Origin of the sequence: Shewanella oncorhynchi, assembly GCF_012584455.1 — a bacterium.
Classification (GTDB): Bacteria; Pseudomonadota; Gammaproteobacteria; order Enterobacterales; family Shewanellaceae; genus Shewanella; species Shewanella oncorhynchi.
The window spans coordinates 434,204-457,049 of sequence record NZ_JABAEB010000001.1 but is presented as its reverse complement, the minus strand read 5'-3'; the positions used below and the strand labels follow the sequence as shown (position 1 = coordinate 457,049).

Genomic DNA, 22,846 nt, shown 5'->3' with positions numbered 1-22,846 from the left:
GCGTAAGATGTTTGAAGTCACTGAAGTTTCCATTACCGAGCTGCGTGCTGCGCTCGAATCTGGCCGCACCACCGCAGTAGAGTTGGTTAAATCGTTCCTCGCGCGGGTTGAGGCGTATGACGGCCCTGCGACAAAGACTAAGCTCAATGCGTTAGTGGTACACAATCCCGATGCGCTCAAAGAAGCTGAGGCGTCAGATGCGCGCCGCGCCCGTGGTGAAACACTGAGCCCACTTGAGGGTATTCCTTATACAGCCAAGGATAGCTATTTGGTGAAGGGACTGACGGCGGCGTCTGGCAGCCCAGCCTTTAAGGATTTAGTGGCGCAATACGATGCCTTCGCCGTTGAGCGCCTACGCGCCGCGGGTGCTATTTGCTTAGGCAAAACCAATATGCCACCCATGGCCAATGGCGGCATGCAGCGTGGTCACTATGGCCGCGCTGAAAGTCCATATAATGCTGAGTATCTTACTGCACCATTCGCTTCGGGCTCTTCCAATGGGGCAGGCACGGGCACAGCGGCAAGTTACTCTGCTTTTGGTCTTGCTGAAGAAACTTGGTCAAGCGGTCGAGGTCCTGCGTCCAATAACGGTTTGTGTGCTTACACTCCGTCACGGGGCGTGATTTCCGTGCGCGGTAACTGGCCGTTAACGCCGACCATGGATGTTGTCGTGCCTTATACCCGCACTATGGCCGATATGCTTGAAGTGTTGGATGTGATTGTGGCCGACGATCCTATCACCCGTGGCGATCTCTGGCGTCTGCAACCTTGGGTACAAATCCCTAAAGCATCGACAGTTCGCCCAGAATCTTATCTGGAGCTTGCCGCTAAAGCCGACACGCTTAAGGGTAAGCGTTTTGGCGTGCCGCGCATGTACATCAATAAAGATGAATTGGCGGGCACTAGCGAAAACCCAGGTATCGGGGGGCCAACGGGTCAACGTATTCATACCCGCCAATCGGTTATCGATCTATGGGAAGCGGCACGCAAAGCCTTAGAAGCCGCTGGCGCCGAAGTGATTGAAGTCGATTTCCCGCTGGTTTCAAATTGTGAAGGTGATCGCCCAGGCGCGCCGACCGTGTTTAACCGCGGTATCGTCACGCCTCAATTCCTCCATGATGAATTATGGGAACTCTCGGGTTGGGCATTCGATGAATTCCTGCGTGCTAACAATGACCCTAAACTCAACAAGCTTGAAGATGTTAACGGCTATCTGATTTTCCCACACGACTTAGGCACCCTGCCGAATCGTGAAGGTGACTTAGCGGCAGGCATGGAAGAGTACGTCAACATGGCTAAGCGTGGTCTTAAATCCTATGACCAGATCGACAGCATTCCCGATGGTCTGCGTGGCTTAGAGAAGACCCGTAAGCTAGATCTCGAAGACTGGATGGACGAGCTTAAGCTTGATGCCGTGCTGTTCCCAACCGTGGCAGATGTCGGCCCTGCCGATGCCCATTTGAATCCGGCTTCCGCCGATATCGCTTGGAGCAACGGAGTTTGGGTCGCTAATGGAAACCTTGCGATTCGCCATTTAGGCGTGCCGACTGTAACTGTGCCTATGGGTGTGATGGCCGATATTGGCATGCCAGTGGGTTTGACCTTCGCGGGCCGCGCCTATGACGATAATAACCTGCTTAAATTTGCAGGTGCATTTGAGTCAACAGGTAACAGGCGCATGATACCGCCACGCACGCCAAAGCTTGGCCAATAAGCGCTAAGACAATGCATAAGCCCAGGCACTAAATGCATGAGTTTAGAAATGAACAATGGGATTGGCATCAGAATGCCAATCCCGTTTTTTTTAATACTTACGTCGATACCTTTTCAACAAAGCTAGACTTATGCTGCTATAAAACATGCTGCTGTAAAACAGACAGCAACACTTAACGCGTCTTATCTTAATGCCAAGAGCTCTTTTCTGACGATCTCTGCGCCTGCACTTAAGGCGTTGAGTTTACCTCTTGCGACTTGATGGGATAAAGGCGTCATGCCACAGTTAGTACAAGGATAAAGCTTGTCGGCATCGACAAATTTAAGGGCTTTTCGTAGGGTGTCAGCCACTTCCTCTGCGGTTTCAATCGTGTCGGTGGCGACATCAATCGCGCCGACCATGACTTTCTTACCGCGAATGAGTTCAAGTAGCTCCATTGGCACATGGGAGTTGTGACATTCTAGCGAGATAATATCGATATTAGACTTTTGCAGTTTAGGAAACACTTCTTCATATTGGCGCCACTCTGAGCCCAAGGTTTTTTTCCAATCTGTATTGGCTTTGATGCCATAACCATAACAAATATGCACCGCCGTTTCGCATTTTAGCCCTTCAATGGCTCTTTCTAAACACGCGATACCCCAATCGTTTACCTCATCAAAAAACACATTAAAAGCCGGCTCATCAAATTGGATAATATCAACACCCGCCGCTTCTAATTCTTTGGCTTCCTCATTAAGAATTTTGGCAAATTCCCAAGCAAGCTTTTCGCGACTTTTATAATGGTCATCATAAAGCGTATCTATCATGGTCATAGGGCCAGGTAGGGCCCATTTAATCGGTTGCGTAGTTTGCTTGCGTAAAAATTTGGCATCTTCAACAAACACCGACTTTTGGCGGCTCACTGGGCCGACAACCGTGGGCACGCTCGCATCATAGCGATCACGAATTTTAACGATTTTACGTTTTGAAAAATCAACGCCATTAAGGTGCTCAATAAAGGTAGTGACAAAATGTTGCCGCGTTTGCTCGCCATCACTGACAATATCAATCCCTGCTAGCTGTTGATCCTGTAATGACAAACGCAGTGCATCGTGTTTCCCGGTAATTAATTCCTCTCCTTGCAATTTCCATGGAGACCAAAGTGTTTCAGGCTCTGCAAGCCATAAAGGTTTAGGTAAACTGCCCGCAGTTGAAGTCGGTAACAGTCTGTTGTTAATCAGGGTTTTATTAAGTCGTGTTGTCATAATAATGATGCCGTATTGGGTTAATTATTGAGCGTGACGATTAGGCTCAGAGCAACTAATCGTAATTAGCAGACCATTGTTCAAAAAACGTTTGATAGGGTTTGATAAAGTGCTCCGCTGCAAATTTGCCTTGCTCATTCGCCAATTGGCTACGTTCAGCTCGGTCATAAACAATTTGAGTCAGTGAATGATCCAAGTTTTTCAAATTAGGTTGATAGCATTTTCCTGCAACAGCATTGGCGTTATAAATCTCAGGGCGATAGATTTTTTGAAAGGTACCCATAGTGCTGATGGTGCTTATCAACTCAAGGTGAGTGTAATCATTGAGTAAATCACCAAAGAAATAAAAAGCTAACGGCGCCACGCTATTGGGCGGCATAAAATAGCGCACCTGTAAGCCCATTTTTTTGAAATATTGCTCAGTTAAAGACGATTCATTTGGCTGATATTCAACCCCTAATACGGGATGCTGATTCTCAATTCTATGGTAGGTTTTATTATCCGAAACACTGAGACAGATAACAGGTGGCTTATTAAAATTCTGTTTATAAGCATCAGAATTAACAAAAGACTGAAATAGCTTGCCATGTAGACCACCAAAATCATCTGGAATACTAAATTTGGCTTGGCCCTTATTATGCTCTGCAAGTAACACGCTAAAGTCATAATCGCGTACGTAAGATGAAAAGTTATTGCCGACAATGCCTTCAATACGTTTATTGGTTTTATGATCAACAATATTGGTTTTCAAAATTTCAATCGATGGGAAGGTTTGACCGCTGCCGTCAATATCCAAATTAACGGAGATAATTTCAAGTTCGACAGTATAACGATCGCCTTTAGGGTTATCCCAATGCGCTAAGGCATTAAAACTGTTATCAATCATCTTTAACGCGTTGCGTAAGTTCGCTTGGCGATGACTGCCTCTGGCCAAATTAGCAAAGTTGGTGGTGATACGCGTCTTGTCTGAGGGATGATAATTTTCATCGAGACAAATGCTGTTAATCGTAAATGTAAAATGCTTATTCATAGTGATCCAGTATCCCATTGTCTGATTTCAAACCTGAGTTTATGCCCTGCGCTTCTAGCTTCTAGACCCGACTCTGATAGAGATTATTCGAGTTCTGTCTGAGGTTATATTTAACTTAAGTGCCAATAACTTAAGTTCTGATGGCTTAGCTAGGGTGAAACTTCAAGCTTGTCTAATATTTCGCTTGGAGTCATTTATACGTGGTTCGGCACATGAACAAAAACGGTTTTATTTCACATACAACATGAGCCATATTCATGATCGATTAGCATGGCGTTGTTGGTTAAATCATTCCGTAGCGCGTAATAACTCCTCGGAGGCTGGCCGATTAGATAATTTGCTTGCAAAAGGGAATACCCAGAATTGCTGGAACACATTTTTCCTAATTAGTCATAAGTTGAGCAGTAATCTCATGGCGAATTGCACCATCAACTTTAGCTAATTTCGTTAAATTTATTAACGACCAATAAAAGCAATATACGCCCACTCACTTTCTGCACGACTTATTCTTATCATTCTAATAATTAGCAAGATTGCTTTTAGAAACAACCGTTGATATGGTAGATTTTTAAACAACGCCACCAGCAAAACCTAGTGAAAACTATTGCTGTTCAGCATATCTCGGAGATGGATTTTTATGGTTGTTGAGCAGCAACTGGAACGTGCGCGTCTGGAATTACTTGATATGGGTCTTCGATCCAACCCTCAACTGAATTACCGCAGTGGTAGTAAAGCCCTCGACATTATTGATGAGCAATCTGCCAAGATATTTGAAATGCTCGTTGAGCAAGAAAACACACTCAGCTTTTTACCACTGCCAGAAGCTTATCAGCAAAAAATTGCCGACAGTGAAGATGAAGGATCATTCTTTCAGACCGACGATGATTTGGAATTGCCACCTCTTGATTTATACCTCGAACAGAAAAAGGGAGTGGCCCGCTTCACCGACAAATACCTACAAACCGGATTAGTGCCCGCCAAGCTGGATAAAGCCCTGCTGAAACTGGAAACCGAAGCCCATACAATGCTGCAAGAACAAGGTGTTGAGGTTCTGTATTTAGCACTTGGTTTTTTACAGTGGAATGAGCCAACAAACTCATCTGTTTCAAGATATGCACCTTTAATTCTGATCCCAGTTCAACTAATGCGATCATCAGCCAGAGATAGCTTCAAATTGCGCTACACCGGCGAAGAGCAGGGTTCAAACCTGACCTTAGCTGCAAAACTAAGGACTGAATTTAAGTTAATGCTTCCCGCTTATTCTGATGAGATGGTCATCACAGATTATTATCAGGCGGTATCAGATGCGATTACAGTGCAACCTTCATGGCGAGTGCATCAGGATAAAATTGGTTTAGGGCTGTTCTCTTTTGGCAAGTTTCAAATGTACATGGACTTGGACCCTACAGGCTGGCCGGAAGGAAAAAAACCATCACAGTTACCTTTAATTGGCCGCTTATTTCGTGATGGCTTTCCCCATGATGCAGAGATCAATCCTGCAGATCTGAATCATCCAGAAAAACTCCACTTGGTAAAAGACGCCGATTCTAGCCAGATTGAAGCAATCTTGGCGATGAAATCTGGCGCGGACCTGATCATTCAAGGGCCGCCAGGTACAGGTAAATCCCAAACTATCACCAACATTATTGCCGAAGCAGTTGCGCTGGGTAAAAAGGTGCTGTTTGTTGCACAAAAAATGGCAGCACTTGAGGTGGTGAAAAAACGCCTTGATGAAACTCATATGGGCTACGCCGTACTCGAACTACATAGTCACAAAAGTACCAAGAAATCTGTGCTTGGTTCTATTGCTGAGTCACTTGAGCAAGGTCGGCCACAAACAGCAAACCGGGAGCAAGAGTTTTCAGATTTAGCGGAATCAAAAGCCTCGCTGGATGCTTATGTGCATGCCATCCGAGCCCCTATTCTGCGTAGCGGTATCAATTACATTGAAGCGTTGGGCTCATTGCTACAATTGAAGACAAAGGATCCCGACAACTCCTTACCAGCCCTCCCCTTTAGCTACTTCGAACAATGGACAGCTGAGGAGTACAGTAATACGAGGAAACTGGTTACGGAATTAGTACAGCAACTAGCACGCATTGGCATACCTGCAGCGCATCCATTTGCGATGTCTGGTCGCACTGACTTTTCACCTGCATTGCAGCAGGCATTAACCTCTACTTTGGTAGAAATAAGCCAGTTGCTTAGCCAACTTGATACCCAAGCCCAAACTGTCAGTATTTTTCTCAAGCTTGAGAAACCACAAAGCTTACAACAAGTCACGCCGCTGATTTCAACAACGAGCTGGCTATCCGAAGTGCCAGATCTTAAAAGCGTTAAAGTAAATAACCCCATATGGGCTTTAGAAAAAAAGCGAATCGATAACGGCCTGACCTGCCTAGCTAATTTCTTATCACTCAAAGCCAGCTGCGAACAGCACTTTATCACGCAGGCGCTGGATGCCGATTTACTGAGTATCAAGCAAGGGCTTATTGGCAAAACAGATAAATGGTGGCGTTTCCTGTCGTCCAGCTATCGCCAAGCCAAAGCACAGTTAGCAGGGCTTTGGCTTGGCGCGCTGCCCGCTTCGTCTACCGACTGGCTTACTGCATTAGATACTGCCTTAACTTACCAAAGCACGAAAAAAGAGCTAACTAGCTACCACCCCCTGTTATCTGAAGCTTTTGGCGCGCAGTGGCAAGGCGAATTTTCGGAGCACAGTGAATTAACGCAAATAAACAGCTGGATAAACACCTTTTACACAAAGGTAAACCGCCTTGAATTGTCGCAATCATTGGCTGAACTGATTGATACGGGCATTGATAAAAAGCTGCTGCATGACCAGACGAACTCACTGACAGCGCTTTGTAACGCTATTGCAGTGCAGGCACAAACGCTGCAAGAGCTGATACAAATCCCCGACAGCAATCCAAACCATGACTTAGCAGTAATGCAATTTACGCAACTAAATGTCTGGTTAGAAGGCTGGAAAAACTCTGCCCTACTTTACGATTTTGCACGCTACAACCAGATTATTAAGGCGTTTGAGCCTTATAACATCAAGGACTTCACTAAACATGCTTACTCATGGCATGCAGCCCCAGACTTGCTAATGACGGTATTCGAACTTAGCTATTATTCTGGTCTGGTTAACTATGCCTATGACAGCTCAGAAGCAATACGGCACTTTGACCGCAATAAACATGAACAAAGCCTACGCGACTTTAAACGTATTGATGGTAACAGTTTGTTTTTCGCTCAAGAATTTTTAGTAAACAGCCTGTACGAGCGCTTGCCAAAGAAAACAGCTAAAGGTGAAATGGAATTAGTACTGCGTGAGTTAGGTAAGAAAAAACGCCATATTCCTATTAGGAAATTGCTGGCTGAAGCAGGTAACGTGATCCAGCAAGTAAAACCTATTTTTATGATGAGCCCTATGTCCATCGCCACCTACCTAAAACAAGGTGCGTTAGATTTTGACCTGGTGATTTTTGACGAAGCAAGTCAAATTCCAGCACCCGATGCCTTAGGCGCAATGCTGCGCGGGCGGCAAGTGATTGTGGTAGGTGACAGTAAGCAAATGCCACCAAGCAACCTATTTGGTAAAGCTGTTGAACTGGAAGAGGAAGAACTGGAAAACAGCGCCACCGCAGAAATGGAAAGTATTCTGGCATTAATGGAAGCCCGTGGTGCGGCAAGTAAAATGCTGCGCTGGCACTACCGTTCTCGCCACGATTCACTGATCGCAGTGTCCAACGACCAGTTTTATAAAAACAAGTTAGTGGCCTTTCCAAGCCCAGGCTTTCACCCCGATGCAACAGGACTGAAGTTTCATTATTTACCTGAAACGCATTACGACAAAGGCAGCTCTCGCACTAATACTGGCGAAGTAAAAGCTGTTGTAGCAGCAGTACTGAATCACGCTTTAACTAAACCTCACCTATCGTTAGGCGTGGTTGCATTTAGCCTTTCGCAGCGAGATGCTATCTTGCTTGAGCTGGAAAAAGTGCGCCGCCTACAACCAGAAACTGACGAATTCTTTGCACGCCATGCAGGTGGCGATGAGTTTTTTGTAAAGAACCTGGAGAACGTGCAGGGCGACGAACGCGACGTTATTTTGATCAGCATTTGTTACGGAAAAACCAGCACAGGCCAGCTGAGCCAGAATTTTGGCCTTCTGAACAAACCGGGCGGCGAACGGCGATTAAACGTATTGATTTCACGTGCACGATTGGCAATGGAAGTGTTTGCCAACTTCAAAGGTGATGAACTGAAAGTTGGCGCAGACAGCCCTTTTGGTGTGCGTTCACTGCAAATCTTTTTGCAGTTTGCCGAATCTGGCCAGTTGAACAAAGCCTATGAAAAACAGCAGGAACAAAACTTTGCTTTTGGCGCCCTGCTGCATCAGGCAATACAGCGTTTGGGGTATCAGGTAGCCACCCGAGTCGGCAGTCAGGGTTATTACATCGACTTAGCCATCAAGCATCCTGAAGACCCAAGTAAATTTGTATTGGCGCTGGAATATGACGGCGCAGGCTATTATGGAGCTACTTCGGCACGCGACCGCGAAAGGTTGCGGCAAAGTGTACTGGAAGGCCTTGGCTGGAGCTTTGAACGCATTTGGTCTACTGACTGGTTTCGAGATCCAGAGGCAGAGTTACATCGCCTGAAAGTACTCATAGACAAAGCCATAACCCAACATGACGAACTGATGGTAACAATGGCTGCACAAGCCACTAGCACCAGACAAGTGAAACACAAAGTTGCTGCGCCAGAGGCCATTGCAACGCCAATAATACGGGTTGAAGAAGAACAACCAGAATTTGAAGCCTGCACTACGCCCTATAAAAAAGCCGATGTATCTAAGCTCAATATTCCGCATGTCGATGATTTCAGCGCCATTCCTTTAAGTATGTTGGTGTATGCGGTTGAACGTATTGTTGAAACCGAATACCCAATATTCGCCAGCCTAGTTGCTACTCGTTTAGCCAACGCCGCAGGCCTGACAAGGGTTGGCGCCAAAATTAAGCGCACTGTAGACCAAGCCATTACAGGCGCTGTTGCCAAAGGATTAATCCAGCTAGATAGCGATGAAGTGTTATGGCCGCATGGCCGCAGTACAGTCAAGTTAAGAAACTGGAACAGCGTCGACACAGCCACCCGTAAGCTGGAAAACGTCTGTGATGCCGAGCTCACAAACGCCTTATTGCTGACAGTGCAAGACGCCCACGCTATCAGCGTAACGGACGCAGCATCAGCTGCTTTGGGCTTATTGGGTTTCCAACGTGCCACAGCTCAGGCGGCAGAACGGATGGCGAAGTTAGCACAGATACAGTGTGATAAAGGTGTGTTGGTTTGTGAAAATGAGCGGTTGAAGATTGCAGTAAGTTAGTAACTATTGGCAAGACTTAAGATTCGCCAAGGATTTTCCTGTAGGACTAAATGCAAAAGTAAGGATTAGCTGTGTATATAAAATCAATGACTATTGAAAACTTTAAAGGCTTTCACGGACCACAAAATATAGATTTCAATACCCCTGACGGAGTTACAGAAGGTAGCGGACTAAATATTTTTGTTGGGGAAAACAACTCAGGAAAGTCTACTATTTTTGAAGCTTTCAACCTCATAAAAGACGGCGCAAGGAAAGATCCTGCATCACTAATAAATAAATCTGACCCAGCGGTAATCTGTAATAACTTTTTTGCTGAGATTACATACACGGGTAACATCTCTGCAGCTGTTAACGCTCATGTACAAGCAAACAAAGTTCGTTCTTTTACAACCTGTATCTATATGGACGGTGGGCACGAGTGCTTCAAAGTTAAAAGGTCATGGGATGTAAATTCTCCAGAAGACATAAAGAAAATAAATTTTTGGGACGATACGACTCAAACCTATTCCAATCCAGCAGGAATAGATGCACCTTTCAAAAAGTTTTACGACAATAATTTTATATGGGCCGACACTAATCCTAGTGATGAATCTAAATTTGGCGCATCAACAATCTGCGGCTCACTCTTAAAAGAAATAGCTCTTGGACATACGAATACACCAGAATATCAGGCATTTCAAACTAGCTATCATGGTCTATTTAACAATCCAGCATCACAACTAAGAAGCAAAATAGCCCAGATAGAAACTAAAGTTCAGAATGTTTTCACCTCCCAGTTCGGAGCGGCTAACATTTCATTTTCATTTGAAGAGCTACAAATAGAGAATTTTTTCAAAACAGCCAGCATCGTTATTGATGATGGCGTATCCGTGCCTATGAATGAAAAAGGACATGGAATGCAGAGGGCTGTAGCCATATCTCTGCTGCAGGTTTATGCTGAATTAACATCTAATGCGGCGAATGCTCAGGTTTCCAAACCCTTTTATTTATTCATAGATGAGCCCGAGATATGCCTGCACCCTTCAGGGCAGAAAAAACTATTGGACGCTTTGATGGTTATTTCAAAAACCAAGCAGGTTTTCGTTACCACACACTCTCCATTTATGCTTTCATCTCCAAACCTAAGAGATGCTGGTCTTTTTATTTTCAAAAAGGTAAATAATCAAAATAGCATCATACCAGCCACGACATCCCCCATGTTTCCATGGAGCCCGTCTTGGGGCGAAATTAGCTATAGAGCATATGATCTACCTACTGTTGATCTACATAATGAACTTTATGGATACTTACAAGAGCGAAATAACTTAACTAACATTGCCGCAGTTGACCTGTGGCTAAATGCTCAGGGCATTGCATCAAATAAACAGTGGATACAGGAAAATAATGGTATCCCACGTCCGCCAAGACCAGCAACATTGCAGTCGTTCATTCGGAATCATATACATCATCCTGAAAACGCAACAATGCAAGCTAATAGATACACCGAAGCAGAACTTAAACAATCTATTGACGAAATGGTAGGATTGTTATGATTTTAACGCGCCCAATTGAACGTATTTACATTAAAATATACTGACTCACATGAACATTAGAAATATACTTCTTTTTCCATTCAGGTTGCTCTGGAACGTCATTGTGACGGCATTAATTGTTGGAGGTTTTGTTCTGTGGTTTGGTTTTATATTTGGTTCTGTTATTGCCGTAATTTTAATACTCATATTTGCGCCACATTTATTCCTATTGCCACTAAGCCTTGTTCCAATGTACACAAACATTTGGCCTGAAGAGTAGCCGAAACACTTAACAAGCATCAGCGAAAACCGCCCCATCAGAAACATGAATTGTAACGAGTTACTTTAGTTTGTTTTGAACAATTAGTTCTGTCGTATTTTTTATTTATAGTGGAAATTCATGGATATCTGGCATTATTCTCTAATGAAAAGTAAGGATGAAAAGTATGAAGTAAGAAGTAGAAGTAAGAGAAGTAAGCAAAGAGAAGTAAGGACAGCCATATTTTTTGTGTTTTGCACACTCCTCTACTAGGCTTTACATTATCTTGATTTTGTCTGTGTGGAGCTAGTGATGACCTCGGCCAGAAGACAGTTAATTGATGCTAATGCGACACCTTTCTATCATGTGATAAATCGCTGTGTTCGCAGGGCTTTTCTGTGCGGTGAAGATAAACTCTCAGGTCGCAGTTATGAGCATCGTCGCGGCTGGATTGTTGATAAAATCAAGGTATTATCTGCGATTTTCTGCATTGATATTTGCGCCTATGCGGTGATGAGTAATCACTATCATTTAGTACTTAAAATTGATGTCAACAAGGCGAAATCGCTAACGCAAAAAGATATTATCAGCCGCTGGAGTCAAGTCACTAAGGGCCATGCCGTTGCCACTAAGTATATGAATGGTGATACTTTAATCGACGGTGAAGTGATGTTACTTGATGCATTACTCGCCGAGTGGCATGAGCGACTGAGCAGTATCTCTTGGTTTATGCGCTGTTTAAATGAAGAAATTGCCCGTAAGGCCAATCGTGAAGATGAGTGTAAAGGCGCTTTTTGGGAAGGCCGTTTTAAGTCACAAGCCTTGTTAGATAAGCAAGCACTACTGGCGTGCATGATGTATGTCGATTTAAATCCTATTCGAGCAGGGATTGCCAACTCTGTGCAATCCTCTGATTTTACATCGATTCAGGAGCGCGTGAATGCGCTTAACCCTCATATCAACGCGCCCCAACTGGCCAAAACTACCGCAGATAACCTACAGCCAATTCTATATAAAGCCCTCGCAAAATTTGATGGTTCAACACTTCTGAGTCAGCAAACAGGCATTCCGTTTCATTTTGCAGATTATCTTGAGTTAATAGATTGGACTGGACGAGCTATGCGCCTTGATAAAAAAGGCTATATCAATAATCAACGGCCAAAACTACTCAATGAATTAGGCATTTCGCCCGATACGTGGCTCACTTCAGCCAAAGAGTTTCGCCGTCAATACAGTGGCATAAGTGGTCAATGGGATAGCATGTGTGAGTTTAAAAAGCAGCACAACTGCGGAAAATGGTGTAAAGGTAAAGCCTCAAGCCAAGCATTACATCCTTAAGCGCATCATGGCCGACGATTCTGCGCTTAGAATTGTTTTTTTATCCGAAATGAAGATAATTTCGCGCAAAGCGTAGCTCATTACTGTCCAATAGAGTGGTGCCTATAATCGTTAAGATTAGATCTAGTCTTTAAAACCAACAGGTTATGCAAGCACTCGAAAGGCGTGCCATGGTGATTTGCGAGACGACCGTCCACCCCACGGACGGGGCGGTCGAGCATCCAAGGACGGACTGGCTGCGCGTCGGTGAGCAAATGCCATGGTAAGCCATTATGAATGGCTTGCAGCAACAGCTAAACATACAAAGACTAAATTAACTGGCCATCCCGCTCAATTTCCATAAAAAACCAAATAAAAAAGGCGGCAGGTGAAATTCATCCTGCCGCCCCAATCCTTGATCACTTTCTAGCTTCTAGATGGCTTCTCTGTATCTTTTATATTGCTAGTGATTTCGAGGCTAATCGCGTCGAAAGGCATCGCTAACCTTAAAGCCGTCTTGCCTCGATCACACTATCGACTTGGGTCAGTTTAGATAACACTCGCGATAAACCATCGAGGTTATAAAGCTCCAGTTCCAACTCAATCGCGGCGGTCTGATTTTTAGTGTCCGATGACGAACTCATGGCTAATACATTGGATTTTTCAGCAGCCAGCACTGAGGTTAAGTCGCGCAATAAACCACTGCGATCGTGGGCTAATACCCGCAGACGCATGCGATAACCGCCGGAGTAATTTTCGCCCCAGACCACATCGACACCACGCTCTGGGTGAACCCGCATTAACTCTTTAACTTGTTCACAATCAGCACGATGTACAGAAATACCACGGCCTTTAGTGATAAAACCTAAGATCTCATCACCGGGAACGGGCTGACAACAACGGGCGATATGGTTAAGCAAGTTACCCACACCGTTAACTTCAACCTGACCACGGCCACTGGAGGTCGGCTTATGTTGGCCTTTCTTAACTAACTCTTCGACGGCATCTTCTTCTGACACTTCGTCGAGTCGCAGACGGCTTTGAATATGGTTAACCACTTGATGCAGACGCACATCACCGCCGCCAATGGCCGCCAGTAAGTCATCCATGCTCGCCATATTAAAGCGCTCGACCGCGATGGCCGCGTCTTTAATTTTAAGGCTCACCCGCGCCAATTCGGATTCAAGCATTTCTTTGCCGGCGACAATATTCTTGTCTCTGTCCTGCTGCTTAAACCAATGCTGGATTTTCGAACGCGCACGCGAGGTGCGGATATAACCTAAGTTAGGGTTAAGCCAGTCGCGCTTAGGATTGGGCTGTTTCGAGGTGATGATCTCGATACGCTCGCCCGTTTCAACCTGATAGGTAAACGGTACAATACGGCCATCGACCTTAGCACCAATACATTTATGCCCTACTTGGGAGTGAATGTAATAGGCAAAGTCGAGCACGGTTGAGCCCAGTGGCAAGTCGACGACTTCACCGCTTGGGGTGAACACATAGACTCTATCTTCAAACACTTGGCTGCGGACTTCTTCGACCAAGTTGCCACTTTCGACCACGTCTTCCTGCCATTGCAGAATTTTACGCAGCCAGTTAATTTTTTCTTCGTAGCCGCTTTGCTTACCGGAATGATTGCCTTCTTTGTATTTCCAGTGCGCGGCCACACCCAGTTCTGCATCTTCATGCATGTCTTGGGTACGAATTTGAATTTCAACGGTTTTGCCCTCAGGCCCCACCACCACGGTATGAATCGATTGATACCCGTTAGGCTTAGGGTTAGCGACATAGTCGTCAAATTCCCGTGGAATATGGTGCCAGAGCGTATGCACCACACCTAACGCGCCATAACAATCCTGCAGACGCTCAGTCACGATACGCACGGCGCGCACGTCAAACAACTCATCAAATTTGAGGTGCTTGCCCTTCATCTTGCGCCAAATACTATAGATGTGTTTCGGCCGGCCGTAGACCTTAGCGCGAATTTGATCTTCATCTAATCTTTGTTGCAACTGGCTGACAAACTTATCGATAAAGACTTCACGATCCAGTCGTTTGCCATCTAATTGCTTAGCAATGTCTTTATAGGTATCAGGATGCAGATAGCGAAAAGAAATATCTTCCAGCTCCCACTTCAATTGTCCAATCCCTAAACGGTTAGCCAGCGGCGCGTAAATATCGGCAATTTCACGGGCCAACAGCACGCGAGTTTCTTCGTCGGCATTTTTCACCGCCCGTAGCAAACACACACGCTCAGCCAGCTTAATCACCACGGCGCGCACATCTTCAACCATAGCCAATAACATGCGGCGGATATTGTCGATTTGTGGCTCGGTTGAACGACTATTAGGATTGATTTTCAACGCGCCGATGGCGTTCATGGTCACGACACTCGCCACTAAACGCGCCAGCGGCTCACCAAATTTCTCTTGGATGGCTTCTTCGGTCAATAACCCAGCATCGAGCACCACAAACAAAATTGCCGCCTGCAGGGTTTCAATGTCCATGTTTAGCGGGGCGAGGATTTCAATCATCTCTCGAGCACGTTCGAGCAGTTCTCTCTTCGCCGCAGGACTCTTGGCTGGTAAGGCGTCAATCTGCCCTATCAAAGAGAGCAGCATCTGCGCTTCATCGGCATGACCAACATAGCGAGCTACCCAATCTTCTAAGTGAAAATCGGGATCATTAAAGTGCGCTTCGCGAACAGAGACCATCTAATTTATTTCCTTATCCGTGCTCAGAGAGAAAGTGGGCACCACTTCAGCTCTCCTATCTTCAGCATTGGCGCGAACTTGTCAAACCCAACCGACGTAATAATCACATTTTTTACGTTATTCAAACGCTTTGCTTACTTTGCCAGCGCAAATTACTTGGTTAATTCAAACAGTGCCATGGCTTCGATATGGTGTGTTTGTGGGAACATGTCGATAAGTCCCAATTGCTGTAATCGGTAACCGCGCTCTAACAGTACAGCGCTATCGCGGGCCAAGCTCGCAGGATTACACGAAACATACACGACTTTGCGCGGCTTCATTTTCTTTAGCCATTGCAAGCTTTCAAATGCCCCAGCACGGGCGGGATCGAGCAGTAATTTATCAATCTTGCCCATCCAAGGCTCAAGGGATAAATCCGCACTTAAATCGCCGTGGTAAAAGGTCAGTTTATCCAGATTGTTAGCTTTCGCGTTCACCCGTGCCTGAGTCACCATTTCGGCAACCCCTTCGACGCCAATCACATCCGCGCCCATTTTCGCTAAGGGCAAACTGAAATTACCCATGCCGCAGAACAAATCCAAAATGCGCTCATCTGGCGCTGGCGCTAACCAATCCATCGCTTGAGCGACCATGGCCTTGTTAATCTGTCCGTTCACTTGCACAAAGTTACCTGGGGTGAAACTTAAGCTCACCGCATCCGACTGCGCATTTTCATCTAGCAATTGATAAACAGGTAACACTAACTCAGCGCCGACGCCTTGGAATTGCCCTTCGTTGTCCTGCAGACAAATATGGATCTGATGCAGCTCAGCAAAGGCTGACAACTTAGCGAGATCTTTATCGTTTAGAGCCTTAGTGATCCGCAGCACGGCGAAATGACCATTATCGGCGGCAATTAACTCAAGATGACCTAAGCTGGCTTTAGCCGACAATTGGTTCAGCAACTTAGCAAAGGGTACGATCAAGTCCGATAACGGCTTAGCTAACACCAGACACTGACTGATTGGCACCACATTACTGCTACTGGCGGCGCGAAAGCCTAAACTTAAGTGCTTGGTATTTTTATCAAATAAAGTTGCAAGACGGGCGCGGCGACGATAATGCCAACCTTCCCCCGTGAGTGCAGGCGATAAAGCACCGCCTTCAGTGCCAGCAAACTTAGCCATAATATCCAGCAACGCGGCTTCTTTATGCTCACGCTGACCCGATAATGACATATGCTGTAAGTCGCAGCCGCCGCAGGTGTGGTAGTGTGGACACTCAGGCTCGACGCGCTCAGGACTTGATGAATCGACTTTAATCAACTTAGCACGGGCATAATTTTTCTTTTGCTCGGTGAGCTGTACCGTTACGGTTTCATCGGGCAAAGCGCCAGGGATAAACACGACTTTACCTTGATGTTGTGCTATACCAGCACCTAAGTGATCGAGCTGTTCTACACTCAGCGATAACTTAGCCGACAACTGTTTGGAACTATTTGGTTTTGCTTTAAAAAATTGCGCCATTTCGGCCTCTAAATCAATAAAATACTGGCAAAGACCGCCCTCTTTCTGGCAGTCTTATAAAATTATCTTAGTCTCTGTCACAGGAAACACCGCCGCTGCTATGAACCCTGTCAACAACATGACCAAATACAGCCTACGTTCTTGGGTTCTTGTGCTGGCGCTCGCGCCAACAATCTTGGTCGGTATCCTTCTGGGCAGCTACTTTACCATAAACCGTTTTTATGAGCTCGAAGATACGCTCGTCGAACAGGGCAGTAATATTATCGAGCCACTGTCGATTGCCAGTGAAATCGGCTTAGTGGCGAATGATCGCGAGGCGACCAAACGCTTACTCGCGGCGGCACAGCTCAACAAATCCACCTTAGTAAAATCCATCGCGATTTTCGATGCCAATAATCAACTCTTTGTGACCTCCCACTATCACAAAGACTTTGAGATTATGCGCTACAAAGAAGCCCTCAACACGCTGCATAAAACCGAAATTGAACATGTGGACGACAGCCTTATTTTACGGACGCCCATTTTTGCCACAGGCCCCATTGCTGCTCCCGCTAATTACGATATCCAGACAGACGATGGTCATCTTTTAGGTTATATCTCGATAATAATCAATAAAGAACGCGCCTTGTTAGAGCAGCATAGAGCCGCAGTCGCCGCCTTTATTATCGTGTTGATCGGCGTGCAGTTAAACCTGCTATTTACTTTCCGGCTAGTGAAAAACGTCACTCAGCCCATTACTGAAATGGTGCGCGTCGTCGCTAAAATCCGTGAAGGTAAATTAGACGCCCGCTTAGATGGCAACTTGATTGGTGAGCTGGACTTACTCAAACGCGGCATCAATGCCATGGCGGGGTCGCTATCGGAATACCATGATGAGATGCAGCAAAATATCGACCAAGCGACGTCGGATCTGCGGGAAACCTTAGAGCAGATTGAAATCCAAAACGTCGAGCTGGATTTAGCTAAAAAACGTGCCTTAGAAGCCAGCCGGATTAAATCAGAATTCTTAGCCAACATGTCCCACGAGTTACGTACGCCACTCAATGGCGTTATCGGTTTTGCGCGGCAATTAGTCAAAACACCATTGCATTCGAGCCAAGTCGATTACATCAAGACCATAGAACGCAGCGCCACTAACCTGCTGGGTATCATCAACGACATTCTCGATTTTTCTAAACTCGAAGCTGGTAAAATGGTGTTAGAAAACATGCCCTTCGGCCTTAGGGAAACCATAAGCGATACGATTACCTTGATCTCCGGCAGCGCCCAGGCCAAAGGCCTAGAACTCGTCGTCGATATCGCCCCCAACGTGCCCGACAATGTCAATGGCGATGCCATGCGCGTATGCCAAATCATCAATAACTTGGTTGGTAACGCGATTAAATTCACTGACTCTGGCAGCGTGATGGTCAAAATCGAACTGCAGAGCCAATCGGATGAACAAGTGGTACTGCGCTGTGATGTGGTCGACACAGGTATCGGCATCGATGAAAGCCAGCAGGACTTTTTATTCCAAGCCTTTGGCCAAGCAGACTCGTCGATTTCGCGCCGCTTTGGTGGCACCGGCTTAGGTTTAGTGATCACTAAACGTTTAGTGAATCAAATGGGCGGCCAAATCGGCTTTACTTCATCCCCAGAAAAAGGCTCAAACTTCTGGTTCAGTTTGCCGCTCGGCTTAGGCCAATTCCAAATCGGTGACTCACTCCCGCTCGAAAAACTCAAAGACAAAACCATACTGTTTTACGAACCGCGAGTACTCACCCACGCAGTATTAAGCCGCCAATTGAATCAATGGGATACAAAAGTCACCCATCATCAGCATATTCCAAGCTTGTTGACTACGCTCACCACGGCTGAAGCGCCATACGACTATGTTCTCCTGAGTTGCCATGGGTTTAGCGATTCAGCACAACTGGTAAGTACACTAAACTTAGCGAAGACCAAAACAGATTGCCTTATCGTGCTATACGATTGCCAAGAACAGGATGCCTTAACCCAATTTATTCGCCCGAATGCCGATGTGGTGTTGTCTCTGCCAGTCAGTGAGCATCAGCTTGCGCGCAACTTACTCTATCCACCGATGGAGTACGACATCATAGCCCCTGCGACAATATCAACGCCGGTTGCGCGCCAATCTTTAACTGTGCTCGCGGTAGATGATAACTTTGCCAACTTAAAACTGATTGATACTTTACTCAGCGAATTAGTGACGACAGTGGTTGCCGTCAACAGCGGTGATGAAGCAGTTAAACAGGCGAAGACTCGCACCTTCGACTTGATTTTTATGGATATCCAAATGCCTGGCACAGATGGCATTAGCGCCACGAAGCAAATTCGCCAAGGCTCGATGAACCGCAACACGCCGATAATTGCCGTGACAGCCCATGCCATTGCCGAAGAACGCGAACTGATTTTAGGCAGTGGTATGGACGGATATTTGCCTAAACCTATTGATGAAGCGGCGCTCAAAGACATTATTCATCGCTGGATCACTCGACCTAAGTTCACCCATTTTGACCTGCATACGCTGAACTGGGATTTATGCTTAACCCAAGCCAATCACAAGGCCGATCTCGCCTTAGATATGCTTAGAATGTTGCTCGACTCATTGCCGCAAACCGTGGCGACGATTCAAACGGCGCTAAGTCAAAACGATCACTCAGTCATGCTCAGTACTATCCATAAGCTGCATGGTGCGAGCTGCTACTGCGGCGTGCCAACAACCCAAAGATTATGCCAAGAAATTGAATCGGCACTAAAACGTGAAACATCGGTTGAAGATCTCGAACCCGAAATACTAGAGTTACTTGATGAGTTAACTAAGGTAGAATCTGCGGCAAATCAAGTGATATCACAGCTATCAGCGGAAATAACAGATGACCAAAAAAACGGGCTTCTTTAAACGTCTCAAGGCGTTAACACTGCCACAAAAACAACTCTTTGCCACTGCACTTTGCCAACGTATGTTGCCCAACTATCAACTGTTTTCCGAAGTCTGTGAGTTTGGCGATCCTACTGTGTTGAGTACCGCATTAGAACTATTGTGGCAATCCCAGTACGACTCCAAGCTCAAATTCAATGTCGATGTGCATCTGCAACGCTTGGAAGATAACACCCCAGATCCTGCTGATTTTGAAGCCTATGGCGTCTATCCTGCTATGGATGCAGTGGTCGCCATATCGACCTTACTGGGTGCGATCCAAGGCAAAATTGAAGAAGATATAGTCAATATCAGCAAATTATCATCCAGCACAGTGGCTAACTACATCGAAGCGATCAGCGATGTCGATTTGGTGGATGAAGCATTAGATGATTTCGTTTTCGCCCATGAAGTCATGGAAGAAGAGAAAGAATTACAAAATTCTCTGTTGGAAATTATTGAAGAAAATCCGAAGATCACCGCAGAACTGGTCAAAGGTTTACGCAAAGACATTATCGAAGCTGGCGTATCAAATATCGGTATCAGCGTCGCTTAATTGATGGGGGTGCTTGGGGTTACTCAAGCACCCTTATTTCTAAACAATGTTTCTAAACAATAAGCCTCTAGTCTCGACTGCAATCACTTTCATGCAAGCCACAAAACGAATAAGACCAAGGCTAGCAAGTTCCATCAGCCAATATTGAGTTATTCCAATGAAAAAGATTGTTTATCAAGGATTTATCTTAACCAATAGCGAAGGACGAACCGACAGTTGGAAACTGACCATCAAAGATCAACAGCGTATCGGTTCTTTATTCGAACTGCGGCGTTTAGTGGGATACTTCTTAGAACTCGGCATACTGCCCGCGACACGCTCCAGCCTGCAAGACGCAAAACAAACGCAAAATACTATGAGCAAAAACACCGTAAAACCTAAAAGACGCTAAAAATCAGTTCCCCTCGTTAAATCAACGCATAGAGAATAACTCTGGCGCCTTTGACTGCATAAACTCAATAAAGACTCTTACCTTTAGCGGCTGCTGGCTGCGCTGATGATATAAAATCGAAATTCGCCTCTGTTCGCCAATCCATTCCGGCAGTAATACTTTAAGTTTTCCCTCTTTAATCTGCTGTTTTACAAATAGTTCAGGACCATACAAGATCCCGCCATGGCCTAAGGTCGCCTGAATCGCTCCGTGTAAATCCGTGAGGGTGAGCTTAGTCGGGCCATTAAAATAAAAAGACTCGCCGCTTGGATGCTTTAAATGCCAATTAAACAGCGGCCAGACTTTTATCAGTTGATGGGCTTCAAGATCATCGGGATGCTCAAGTTTAGGTGCCTGAGCCAAATATTCTGGCGTGGCAAACAGGCAATAGTCGAGCTCGCCTAAGGTACTCGACACCCAAGAAGAATCAGGCTGAGCCCCGCCAACAATCGCCACATCTATGCCTTTGTCGATCAAATCCACTAACTCATTACTCTGGGAAATGTGCAAACGGATATCAGGATACAAACGGCCAAACTCATTCAATGCTTGAATAAACACAATGGAAATAATCGAAATCGGCGCGGCGATGCGCAAAGTTCCCTCGGGTTTATCACTGCCTAAACCACTTAGTTCATCAAATTGAGCGACCACACTCTGGTAGCGTTGAAAGAGCGCCAGCCCTTCCTCTGTCAGTCGCAACTTGCGGGTGCTGCGCATAAAAAGCTGTTTATCGAGCTTCTCTTCCAACTTCGCTAACTTGCGGCTCACAGTGGCGATGGGCATATCGAGCTCTTTCGCCGCCTGCGAAAAACTGCCCGCATTGACTAAATGCACAAAAAGATAGACAAGTTGTAGTTCAGCGCCTAAATCATCACTCATTGCATATCCTAATTTCACATATTGGGTATTGACGTTAAAACGCTAAATTCACTAAGTGATTGTGTTTTAAACATTGAATTATTCACTTATACGACCATAGCGCAATAGCCTTAGATTGAAATGGTATGTTATTTTGTGGCGAGTTTTACTGCGCTGGCGCTAAATCTGGCTCTAAAGTGACATAAAAAGAAGCAAGTGCTGTAACTCTGGCCACCAAGAATCAAAGCAACAGTAAAATGACGACGGTGGGCGAGTTTATTCAAATTTAATCGTAAGGATGAGTGAGGGAAATGACCATTTTAACCCCTCTGTTTGCCGTCTTCGGGATCATGTTGCTCGGTACACTAGTGCAAAAACTAAAACTCTTGCCCGTCGATACGGATCAAGTGCTGAACCAATATGTCTACTATATTGCGTTCCCTGCAATCATGCTTATCGCACTCGCCCAGCAGCCGATTGGCGAGATTTTGCAATGGGGATTTATTGCGGGCTACAGCACGGCTATGGTGATCACTTATCTTGTCTGCCTTGGGCTATCGCTGATCGCTAACCCTAAACAGCATGCGGTTGCCGCCATTCGAGCCCTCAATGCCACCTTTGGCAATACGGCATTTATTGGTATTCCACTGCTCATCATCCTCTTTCCGCAGCAACAAAGTGCCTTAGTCGCCGCCTCGATTGCCAGCTTATTATCCGTGCTGATGTTTGCCGTCGCCTTAGTCTCGATGGAACTGGCCACTAACACCCAAAGACAACACCACGCCTTAATCATAATGGCAATGGCGGTCGGTAAAAACCCTATCGTTATTGGTAGCTTAATTGGCATCGGCATTTCGGCGCTAGAAATAAAACTGCCGTCAGGGCTGGCGCTAATGATCCTGCAAATAGGCAATACCTCAAGCCCCTGCGCCCTATTTGCTATCGGCATGGTACTCGCCAAAGCGATGCGCTACCAGAAAGATAGCAGCGTATTTAGCCCCAAAAATTTTATCGAACTGAGCCTTATCAATCTCTTCAAGCTGGCTATCCAACCGGCACTCGTCTACTTTATGCTTAACCGTTTTGGCGTAAGTGGTGACTACCTGATCATGGGCGTGATCTTGAGCGCACTGCCCACCGCGGCTAGCGTGTACTTACTCGCCCAGCGTTATAACACTCAGGCTTCAACCAGTGCTCAGGGCATTCTATTTGGCACCTTAGTCACTTTCTTCAGTTTACCTATCTTAGAAAGCTTAGTAAGAACCCATTCATAATCAGTTAATTAAAAATATTCACTGCCGATAATGCCGATTTTTCACCCAAGCCACTTTACTGTATATAAAATCAGTATATACTGTTTATCAATACAGTGGTTTGGTATGTTTTTCGA

Annotated in this window: 13 protein-coding genes; 8 read left to right on the top strand and 5 right to left on the bottom strand. The window is 45.7% G+C overall.

Features of this window, described 5'->3' with window-relative positions:
* Positions 1-7: 7 nt before the first annotated feature.
* Positions 8-1,714 carry an amidase gene (locus HGO26_RS01970; protein ID WP_168823079.1) on the top strand — a complete coding sequence of 569 codons (1,707 nt, stop codon included), beginning with the start codon at positions 8-10 and terminating at the stop codon, positions 1,712-1,714.
* A gap of 182 nt (positions 1,715-1,896) precedes the next feature.
* Here HGO26_RS01970 and HGO26_RS01965 read toward each other — a convergent pair whose 3' ends face one another.
* Complete coding sequence (locus tag HGO26_RS01965) at positions 1,897-2,961, bottom strand: methionine synthase (protein WP_168822931.1); 1,065 nt, start codon at positions 2,959-2,961, stop codon at positions 1,897-1,899.
* Between the two features lie 55 nt (positions 2,962-3,016).
* On the bottom strand, positions 3,017-3,991 hold the full coding sequence (locus tag HGO26_RS01960; protein ID WP_168822929.1) for a DUF1852 domain-containing protein: 975 nt from the start codon (positions 3,989-3,991) through the stop codon (positions 3,017-3,019).
* 637 nt (positions 3,992-4,628) lie between these two features.
* On the opposite strand from HGO26_RS01960, the gene HGO26_RS01955 reads away from it, so the two are divergent.
* The 3 genes from HGO26_RS01955 (at position 4,629) to HGO26_RS01945 (ending at position 12,491) form a co-directional block, all read left to right on the top strand.
* Positions 4,629-9,383, top strand: coding sequence for a DUF3320 domain-containing protein (locus tag HGO26_RS01955; protein WP_168822926.1), 4,755 nt, complete (start codon positions 4,629-4,631; stop codon positions 9,381-9,383).
* A gap of 71 nt (positions 9,384-9,454) precedes the next feature.
* Positions 9,455-10,915, top strand: coding sequence for an AAA family ATPase (locus HGO26_RS01950; protein WP_168822924.1), 1,461 nt, complete (start codon positions 9,455-9,457; stop codon positions 10,913-10,915).
* A 550-nt stretch (positions 10,916-11,465) separates the two neighbouring features.
* On the top strand, positions 11,466-12,491 hold the full coding sequence (locus HGO26_RS01945; RefSeq protein WP_168822922.1) for a transposase: 1,026 nt from the start codon (positions 11,466-11,468) through the stop codon (positions 12,489-12,491).
* 485 nt (positions 12,492-12,976) lie between these two features.
* On the opposite strand, the gene relA is transcribed toward HGO26_RS01945, so the two are convergent.
* Both relA and rlmD read right to left on the bottom strand, forming a co-directional pair.
* Positions 12,977-15,184: a GTP diphosphokinase gene (gene relA / locus HGO26_RS01940; protein ID WP_028761378.1), complete on the bottom strand. Its 2,208-nt coding sequence runs from the start codon at positions 15,182-15,184 to the stop codon at positions 12,977-12,979.
* Between the two features lie 152 nt (positions 15,185-15,336).
* A complete protein-coding gene (gene rlmD, locus HGO26_RS01935) occupies positions 15,337-16,689 on the bottom strand; it encodes a 23S rRNA (uracil(1939)-C(5))-methyltransferase RlmD (protein ID WP_131523584.1) in 1,353 nt (450 codons plus the stop codon).
* Between the two features lie 100 nt (positions 16,690-16,789).
* Here rlmD and barA point away from each other — a divergent pair, with 100 nt between their 5' ends.
* From barA to HGO26_RS01920, 3 genes are all read left to right on the top strand, one after another.
* The gene (barA, locus tag HGO26_RS01930) at positions 16,790-19,591 is read left to right on the top strand and encodes a two-component sensor histidine kinase BarA (RefSeq protein WP_168822920.1); all 2,802 of its coding nucleotides are present in this window, start codon (positions 16,790-16,792) and stop codon (positions 19,589-19,591) included.
* Positions 19,566-20,165 (top strand): YjaG family protein, encoded by a 600-nt coding sequence (locus HGO26_RS01925; protein WP_028761381.1) that lies wholly within the window; start codon positions 19,566-19,568, stop codon positions 20,163-20,165. The genes barA and HGO26_RS01925 overlap by 26 nt, the downstream gene beginning before the upstream one ends.
* A gap of 157 nt (positions 20,166-20,322) precedes the next feature.
* Complete coding sequence (locus HGO26_RS01920; protein WP_168822918.1) at positions 20,323-20,556, top strand: DUF3319 domain-containing protein; 234 nt, start codon at positions 20,323-20,325, stop codon at positions 20,554-20,556.
* Between the two features lie 21 nt (positions 20,557-20,577).
* Here the strand turns inward: HGO26_RS01920 and lldR are convergent, their stop codons facing one another.
* Positions 20,578-21,477 (bottom strand): LysR family transcriptional regulator LldR, encoded by a 900-nt coding sequence (lldR, locus tag HGO26_RS01915; RefSeq protein WP_105251752.1) that lies wholly within the window; start codon positions 21,475-21,477, stop codon positions 20,578-20,580.
* 290 nt (positions 21,478-21,767) lie between these two features.
* Between lldR and HGO26_RS01910 the strand changes: the two genes are divergently transcribed.
* Entirely contained in the window at positions 21,768-22,730 is a 963-nt protein-coding gene (locus HGO26_RS01910) for an AEC family transporter (RefSeq protein ID WP_168822916.1), read from the top strand.
* The last annotated feature ends 116 nt before the right edge of the window (positions 22,731-22,846 follow it).

Bases quoted from the DNA above. Each gene is read 5' to 3' on its own strand.
- relA (WP_028761378.1), bottom strand. From the start codon at position 15,184: ATGGTCTCTGTTCGCGAAGCGCACTTTAATGATCCCGATTTTCACTTA.
- barA (WP_168822920.1), top strand. From the start codon at position 16,790: ATGAACCCTGTCAACAACATGACCAAATACAGCCTACGTTCTTGGGTT.
- HGO26_RS01965 (WP_168822931.1), bottom strand. From the start codon at position 2,961: ATGACAACACGACTTAATAAAACCCTGATTAACAACAGACTGTTACCG.
- HGO26_RS01925 (WP_028761381.1), top strand. From the start codon at position 19,566: ATGACCAAAAAAACGGGCTTCTTTAAACGTCTCAAGGCGTTAACACTG.
- HGO26_RS01945 (WP_168822922.1), top strand. From the start codon at position 11,466: ATGACCTCGGCCAGAAGACAGTTAATTGATGCTAATGCGACACCTTTC.
- HGO26_RS01920 (WP_168822918.1), top strand. From the start codon at position 20,323: ATGAAAAAGATTGTTTATCAAGGATTTATCTTAACCAATAGCGAAGGA.
- HGO26_RS01960 (WP_168822929.1), bottom strand. From the start codon at position 3,991: ATGAATAAGCATTTTACATTTACGATTAACAGCATTTGTCTCGATGAA.
- lldR (WP_105251752.1), bottom strand. From the start codon at position 21,477: ATGAGTGATGATTTAGGCGCTGAACTACAACTTGTCTATCTTTTTGTG.
- HGO26_RS01955 (WP_168822926.1), top strand. From the start codon at position 4,629: ATGGTTGTTGAGCAGCAACTGGAACGTGCGCGTCTGGAATTACTTGAT.
- rlmD (WP_131523584.1), bottom strand. From the start codon at position 16,689: ATGGCGCAATTTTTTAAAGCAAAACCAAATAGTTCCAAACAGTTGTCG.
- HGO26_RS01970 (WP_168823079.1), top strand. From the start codon at position 8: ATGTTTGAAGTCACTGAAGTTTCCATTACCGAGCTGCGTGCTGCGCTC.
- HGO26_RS01910 (WP_168822916.1), top strand. From the start codon at position 21,768: ATGACCATTTTAACCCCTCTGTTTGCCGTCTTCGGGATCATGTTGCTC.